This is a genomic window from Flavobacterium sp. GW821-FHT12A05 (assembly GCF_058807735.1).
Window position 1 is genome coordinate 230,818 of the sequence record NZ_JBXAQY010000009.1, and the last position, 6,177, is coordinate 236,994.

The following is a 6,177-nucleotide window of genomic DNA, read 5'->3' on the forward strand; positions in this document are numbered from 1 at the left end:
TGAGTATTTTACCAAGGACTAATCCCCCTTTCATCTTCAATATCATTACTAAAGAATTGCCCCGTTGGTCCGTTTTCATCAGTTAAAGTATGTTTGATGATAAAGGATGCGGCACTTTCTACAGTTCCCGGTCCGTTATGATGATTAAAATCTGTCGCGGTATAACCCGGATCGATTGCATTTACTTTAAAAGACGAATCTTTTAATTCGAAAGCCAATGTAATGGTATAGGCATTTAAAGCTGTTTTTGAAGTTCCATAGGCAGCCGACTTGAAATCGTAATATTTCCAAGTTGGATCACTATGCAAAGTCAAAGATCCAAGTCCGGAAGTAATATTGCTTATTCTTGGACTTTCTGATTTTTTAAGTAATTCCAGAAAAGCCTGGGTCACGCTTATTACACCAAAAAAGTTCGTATCAAAAACATTCTGAATGTCTTTTATATTGGTATCCGAAGCATTTTGAGGAAACTCACCGCTTATTCCTGCATTGTTAATCAAGATATCTAGTTTTCCTTGTTCTTTTTCTACAATGTTTTTTGCCTCTAAAATTGAATCCGGATTTGTAACATCAATTTGAATCGCTTTGATGTTTTTAAATCCATCTTCATTTAATTGCTTAACGACTGCATTTCCTTTTTCAAGTTCTCGGGTTCCTAAATACACAAACAATCCTTGCTTTGAAAGCTGTTTTGTTATTTCTAATCCTATACTTCTATTTGCTCCTGTTATTAATACGTTTTTCATTTTTTACTATTTTAAATTTATAAAGCAAAGATCTTTTGTTTAAAAATGAAATCATTTGTCATTTGACAAAAAGCAAACTAGCGGATATTTTTTCTAATTCGGCTTAAAGACGATTGTGTAATTCCTAAATAAGAAGCAACATAAGATAACGGAATGCGATTAATAACATTTGGATAAATTTTCAGAAACATCAAATAACGCGTAGTAGCATCTTCTGAAACCAAAGGACTTCTTCTTTCTACTTTCTGCCTCAATGCTTTCGAAATAATTCTATGCACAATAGCGTCCCAGCCAATGATTGTTTCTAAAAGTTCTTTCCAGTCTTTTTTAGAAAAAACCAACAGTTTACAATCTGTTATTGCCTGTACATAAGCATTGGAACAAATATCATTATCAAAACTTTCCATATCTACAACGAGATTATTTTCGTCGATAAAATATTTGGTAATTTCTTCGCCTTTATTATTGTAATAACAAACACGGATAACACCATCTAAAACAAAACCAACCTGCTGGGCAATCTTTCCTGCTTCCGAAAAATACTCGTCTTTTTTAAGTTCTAATTCAGTTGCTTTACTCGAAATTAAATCCAGCTGCTGTTGATTTAAACTCCCAAATTGCAATACGTATTCTATAAATTCTTTCATAGAAGCAAGTTACTCAAAGTTATTGGTGCAGGGTTTGTCATTTGACAAAAACTATTCAATATTATTACATTATTTTCCAAGCAGATTTACGGTGCTGGTTAAAAAATCTTCGGTGGCTTTTTCTATATCAATATTCATTCTTTCGGCTAAAACAGCCAGCCACCAAATCGATTCTCCTAATTTATGTTTAAGTTCTTCTTCTGTATTTCCTTTTGGCCATCGCCCTTGCTGCGACATTACGTTACGTCCAACTAAACCGGCATCTGTCAAAAATGCTAATACATCTTCTTCTATAGTCCATTCGCTTCCATGGTGTGCTAACTCTAATTCGTGATAACGTTTTCTAATTTCCAGAGAACGTTCTTTAAGCTGTTCAAAATTTATTGATGCCATAATTTAGTTTTTATTGAATTGTTCCTGAAATGCGATTGGACTGAAATTCGTTTTCTTCTTAAATAATTTGTTGAAAGACTGCGGATGCTCGAAACCTAATTTATATGCAATTTCAGAAATTGAAAAAGTTCTATTGGCAATATAATCTTTTGCTTTTTCTATCAATTTATCATGAATAAACTGCTGGGTATTTTGTCCGGAGACATTACGAAGCAAATCACTCAGATATCGAGCAGACAAACCCAATTCGTCTGCCATAAACTGGACAGTTGGCAAGCCATTTTCAAGTGGTTTATCGCTGTTAAAATAATCTGCGAGTATTATTTCTAACTTTGAAAGCACGTCATTATTAACCGCTTTTCGGGTAATAAACTGTCTGTTATAAAACCTGTTGCTATAATTCAGTAAAAGCTCAATCTGCGAAATAAGCACATCCTGACTAAAATTGTCTATTCGTTCTTTCAGCTCATTTTGAATATTAGTGAAAACTCCTAAAATAGTCTGCTTTTCATTTTCAGATAAATACAAAGCTTCTGATGCTGTATACGAAAAGAACCCATACTTTTTAATAGCTGCGTTTAAAGTATACGGCCGAATAAAATCAGGATGAATATTTAATGACATTCCGCTGTAATCCGCTTCTTCTTCCTGCATTTTTAAAATTTGTCCGGGAGAAACAAATGACATACCGCCTTCTTCAAAATCATAAAAACCATGTCCATAAAGAAGTTTTCCTGAAAAATGAGTCTTAAAAGAGATTTTATAGAAATCTAAAATAATTCCGTTTTCAAAATCCTTCGGATCAAATACCGCCTCACCGTAATTTAAAATACTAATAAGCGGATGCAGAGGCTTGGGCTGTCCCATTGCTTTATGTAATTCTGAAATACTATTGAATATTTTAGGCTGATTTTTCATCTCACAAATTTATAAAATGTTCCACTGGTGCAATATTCCAACTTACTGTACTTTGATCAATCATATCGTGTACAACAGAATCACTAAGTTCTGTCATTAATTTATGCATCGCGTCTGTACCTTCTGCTGCACTATCCCAAACCAACATGTCGTAAACCATTCCTTTTTTTAATTCAAAAATGGTTCTGGAACGAAACCCTTTTTGACATTTTAAAAAATCGTCGATTTCTTTGTTAGCTTCAATAAACTGCTGTGTGGTAAATCCATTTAATTTAAAAGTCGTTAATTCTATCGCTTGATTTTTCATCTTGTTTTAAATTAAAAAGTAAACATTGCTTTAATATTTTGAACTTGAGCTTCTGCACCATTTTTCAATCTTTCGTCATATAAAGCGTTGGCATCATTTCCTGCAATATATCGCAATTGATTTTTATTATCTGTTGCAGCTTCGTATATAATTTGAGCAACATCATCTGCATCTGTATAATTCTCTAATTGTTCTGCACTATAGCCTTTACCGACTTCTTCCGTTAATTTTTCATAAGCTTTGTGCTGTCCAACTTCCATAGATCGAATTGCAAAATCAGTTTTCATACCGCCTGGAGCAACAACTTTTACCTGAATTCCAAATTGAGTTAATTCTGATGCCAGACTTTCAGAAAAACCATCTACACCAAATTTTGTTGCGCTGTAAATAGAACAAGTAGGAAATCCTATTAATCCAAAAGTAGAAGTAACATTTATAAAAGCACCGCTTTTTTTCTCACGAAAATGAGGAGTAAAAGCTTTTGAAACTCTAATAACACCAAACAAGTTCGTAACAATCTGGCGTTCGATTTGAATTTCGCTTAACGATTCTAAAGCGCCAATTAATCCATATCCTGCATTATTAAACACGACATCAATCGTATATTTATCAGTAATATTTTTTACGGTCGAAGTAATTTGTTCCGAATTTGTAACGTCTAGCGGTAATACAATTACGTTTTCTAATGAAGTTAATTCTGTTTCTTTTTGAGGATTTCGCATAGTGGCAATTACCTGCCAGCCTTTGCTTTGAAATAATTTTGCTGTTGATTTTCCCAAACCAGCCGAAGCTCCTGTAATAAAAATTGTCTTTTGCATTTTTAATTGTTTTAAAATTATAATGCAAAGATCAGCCGAAGCCTGAAAGTGTTTTTAGTCATTTTGGACAATTGATTAGCCAAAATGACGATTAAAAAAATTACTCTTTTGTTAAACGATCCAGTTCTTTAAGTAAAGTCGGCATTCTAAATTCACCGGCCATACTTTCTACTTTTTGAAAAGCTTCTTCTAAATCAATTCCAATAGAAGTTATAAATAATGGTTTTATACTATCACCTCTAAATAAAGGTTTTTTATTTTTTTCTATACTCGCAAAATTAGTTTTGGCAACACCAATAATTGGAATTTCTTTATTTAATTTTTCATATAAATAGCCGCCTAAACCGTATTTTTTATCATCATCTAAATAGACAAATCCATCGACAATTATAGCCTCAATATTTTTAAGATCGATTTTATTTAACAAACTGATGATACACGGAAGTTCTCTTTTGTAGAATTCTCCTGGAATATATTCTTCAACATTATCGATTATTTCGGTGTGAACTTTAAAGTTTTTATTTTCATTCCATTCTGCAAATTCTAAGCAGACTGTTTTTGCATTATTATCGAAGTAATAAGTATCGAAAGCTAATATCATATTTATTTTTAATCTTTTAAACTCTTAATGAACCTCTAAAACCTCTTGCGGCATAATAAGAATCGGCTCCGTTGTGATATACAAAAACAGTATCATAGCGATAATCTGAAAAAACTGCACCACCCAGTTTTCGAATATTGGCAGGAGTTAAAATCCAGCTTGATGTTTTGGTATCAAATTTTCCAAGTTTTTGAAGTTGCCGATATTCCTCTTCATTTAAAATTTGAATTCCCATTTCAGATGCCATATTTATTGCACTGTCTTTGGGTTTATTTTCTTTTCTTTTTTCTAGTGCTTCATGATCGTAGCAAATGCTTCTGCGTCCTTTTGGACTTTCAGCAGCACAATCATAAAAAATATATTCGTTTGTTTTTTCATCATAACCTACAACATCTGGTTCTCCTTCGGTTCTTTCCATTTCCTCTAGCGACCAAAGTTTTTCAGGATTAGCTTTTAACTTTTCCAGAACTTTTTCCCATTTTATATTTATATGACGATGCGTATTATTTTCAAAACGTACTTCTAAAACATTCAATAGTGATTCTTGCTGCTCTGAGGACAGTTTATTTTTTTGACTCATCTTTCTTTATTTTATATTATCACGAATAATTAAAAAATTATTTGAATACCCTAAATATACTGCTAATCTTTAAGTCCTTTTCCTTCTAATATATTTGGGATATTTTTTTCTACTCTTGCTTCTCTTGTTTTTGACTGCTTAGGCTGAGAAAAATGAAGTAAATAAGCTCTTTGTCTTCCGGGAGTTAAAGCTTGAAATGCTTTTTGGAGATTTGGCATTTCATCTAATTTCTTCTGAAATTCTTCTGAAACTTCAAATTCAGAAGTTTTTTTCAACTCTACTTTCAAACCGGCATTCTCGATTTCTACAGCCTGATAAATATATGTTTTTAAAATCGCTTTTAAATCGATTATTTCCTGAAGATTTGTGAATCGTATTTGACGTGCTGCCTGAACATTTTCAGATTGCTGAATCAAAATGTCGTCTGTATCTTTTAATAAGGCTCCTTTAAAAAATAAGAAGGCACAATATTCTTTAAAAGAATGAATTAAAACGACATTATTTTCTTTATAAGTATAACAGGGAGTTCCCCATTTCAGTTCTTCAGTTAATGAACATTCCAGTGCTATTTTTCGCAACTGCAATAATTCATCCTTCCATTTTTTGCTTTCCTCAAAAAAGAAATCAACTTTTGGATTCTCTACACTTTCCGACATATCACTCTTATTTAAATTAACATATCTAAAAACGGCTTTAGGTAATGTAATTCCAGCCTGCTTCAAATGTAACAAATCTTACAAAAAGTGAATACTAAATTTGAGTTCTTTTTACGATTTGTCCTTTAATTAATCAGATTTTCATTTGAATCCTTTTATAATACCTCTTGTGGAATACTTTATAAAATGAAGAATTTTATCCCTTTCAAAAGTTTGCTCAAATTCTTTTTCAATAATAGCTTTTGAAGCATCAAATTCATAAAAGATGTATTCCTATTCCAAATTCAAAAAACAACAGAAATTAAAGCCGAAAAACAATGCAAAATAAAACTAGAAGTAATCGTTCACAAAATAAAACCATAGTCGGCAGTTTCAACCGCAGGAGACTGGGATTAAATTTCCAAAAACATTATAAAACAAAAAACCCTATCCGAATTGGATAGGGTTTTTAAAGAAAGGCGACGACATACTCTCCCACAATACTGCAGTACCATCTGCGCAGGCGGGCTTA

9 protein-coding genes are annotated in these 6,177 nt (G+C 32.3%); all 9 read right to left on the reverse strand.

Annotated features, from left to right (window positions below):
* Window positions 1–8 precede the first annotated feature (8 nt).
* Complete coding sequence (locus AC1RRQ_RS20895) at window positions 9–746, reverse strand: SDR family oxidoreductase (protein ID WP_493024902.1); 738 nt, start codon at window positions 744–746, stop codon at window positions 9–11.
* Window positions 747–823: 77 nt separating this feature from the next.
* Window positions 824–1,393 (reverse strand): Crp/Fnr family transcriptional regulator, encoded by a 570-nt coding sequence (locus AC1RRQ_RS20900; RefSeq protein ID WP_493024903.1) that lies wholly within the window; start codon window positions 1,391–1,393, stop codon window positions 824–826.
* Window positions 1,394–1,462: 69 nt separating this feature from the next.
* Window positions 1,463–1,786 carry a MazG-like protein gene (locus tag AC1RRQ_RS20905; RefSeq protein ID WP_493024904.1) on the reverse strand — a complete coding sequence of 108 codons (324 nt, stop codon included), beginning with the start codon at window positions 1,784–1,786 and terminating at the stop codon, window positions 1,463–1,465.
* A 3-nt stretch (window positions 1,787–1,789) separates the two neighbouring features.
* Window positions 1,790–2,704 carry a helix-turn-helix domain-containing protein gene (locus AC1RRQ_RS20910; protein WP_493024905.1) on the reverse strand — a complete coding sequence of 305 codons (915 nt, stop codon included), beginning with the start codon at window positions 2,702–2,704 and terminating at the stop codon, window positions 1,790–1,792.
* Between the two features lies 1 nt (window position 2,705).
* Window positions 2,706–3,011, reverse strand: a complete 306-nt coding sequence (locus tag AC1RRQ_RS20915; RefSeq protein WP_493024906.1) for a hypothetical protein — start codon at window positions 3,009–3,011, stop codon at window positions 2,706–2,708.
* Window positions 3,012–3,022: 11 nt separating this feature from the next.
* Window positions 3,023–3,829, reverse strand: coding sequence for an SDR family oxidoreductase (locus tag AC1RRQ_RS20920; protein ID WP_493024907.1), 807 nt, complete (start codon window positions 3,827–3,829; stop codon window positions 3,023–3,025).
* Between the two features lie 100 nt (window positions 3,830–3,929).
* On the reverse strand, window positions 3,930–4,430 hold the full coding sequence (locus AC1RRQ_RS20925; RefSeq protein ID WP_493024908.1) for an endonuclease V: 501 nt from the start codon (window positions 4,428–4,430) through the stop codon (window positions 3,930–3,932).
* Window positions 4,431–4,446: 16 nt separating this feature from the next.
* Entirely contained in the window at window positions 4,447–5,010 is a 564-nt protein-coding gene (locus tag AC1RRQ_RS20930) for a DUF4256 domain-containing protein (RefSeq protein ID WP_493024909.1), read from the reverse strand.
* A 62-nt stretch (window positions 5,011–5,072) separates the two neighbouring features.
* Window positions 5,073–5,666 (reverse strand): YdeI/OmpD-associated family protein, encoded by a 594-nt coding sequence (locus AC1RRQ_RS20935; protein ID WP_493024910.1) that lies wholly within the window; start codon window positions 5,664–5,666, stop codon window positions 5,073–5,075.
* Window positions 5,667–6,177 lie beyond the last annotated feature (511 nt).

Coding starts and splice junctions, on each gene's coding strand:
- AC1RRQ_RS20935 (WP_493024910.1), bottom strand. CDS start 5,666: ATGTCGGAAAGTGTAGAGAATCCAAAAGTTGATTTCTTTTTTGAGGAA.
- AC1RRQ_RS20895 (WP_493024902.1), bottom strand. CDS start 746: ATGAAAAACGTATTAATAACAGGAGCAAATAGAAGTATAGGATTAGAA.
- AC1RRQ_RS20930 (WP_493024909.1), bottom strand. CDS start 5,010: ATGAGTCAAAAAAATAAACTGTCCTCAGAGCAGCAAGAATCACTATTG.
- AC1RRQ_RS20920 (WP_493024907.1), bottom strand. CDS start 3,829: ATGCAAAAGACAATTTTTATTACAGGAGCTTCGGCTGGTTTGGGAAAA.
- AC1RRQ_RS20910 (WP_493024905.1), bottom strand. CDS start 2,704: ATGAAAAATCAGCCTAAAATATTCAATAGTATTTCAGAATTACATAAA.
- AC1RRQ_RS20905 (WP_493024904.1), bottom strand. CDS start 1,786: ATGGCATCAATAAATTTTGAACAGCTTAAAGAACGTTCTCTGGAAATT.
- AC1RRQ_RS20915 (WP_493024906.1), bottom strand. CDS start 3,011: ATGAAAAATCAAGCGATAGAATTAACGACTTTTAAATTAAATGGATTT.
- AC1RRQ_RS20925 (WP_493024908.1), bottom strand. CDS start 4,430: ATGATATTAGCTTTCGATACTTATTACTTCGATAATAATGCAAAAACA.
- AC1RRQ_RS20900 (WP_493024903.1), bottom strand. CDS start 1,393: ATGAAAGAATTTATAGAATACGTATTGCAATTTGGGAGTTTAAATCAA.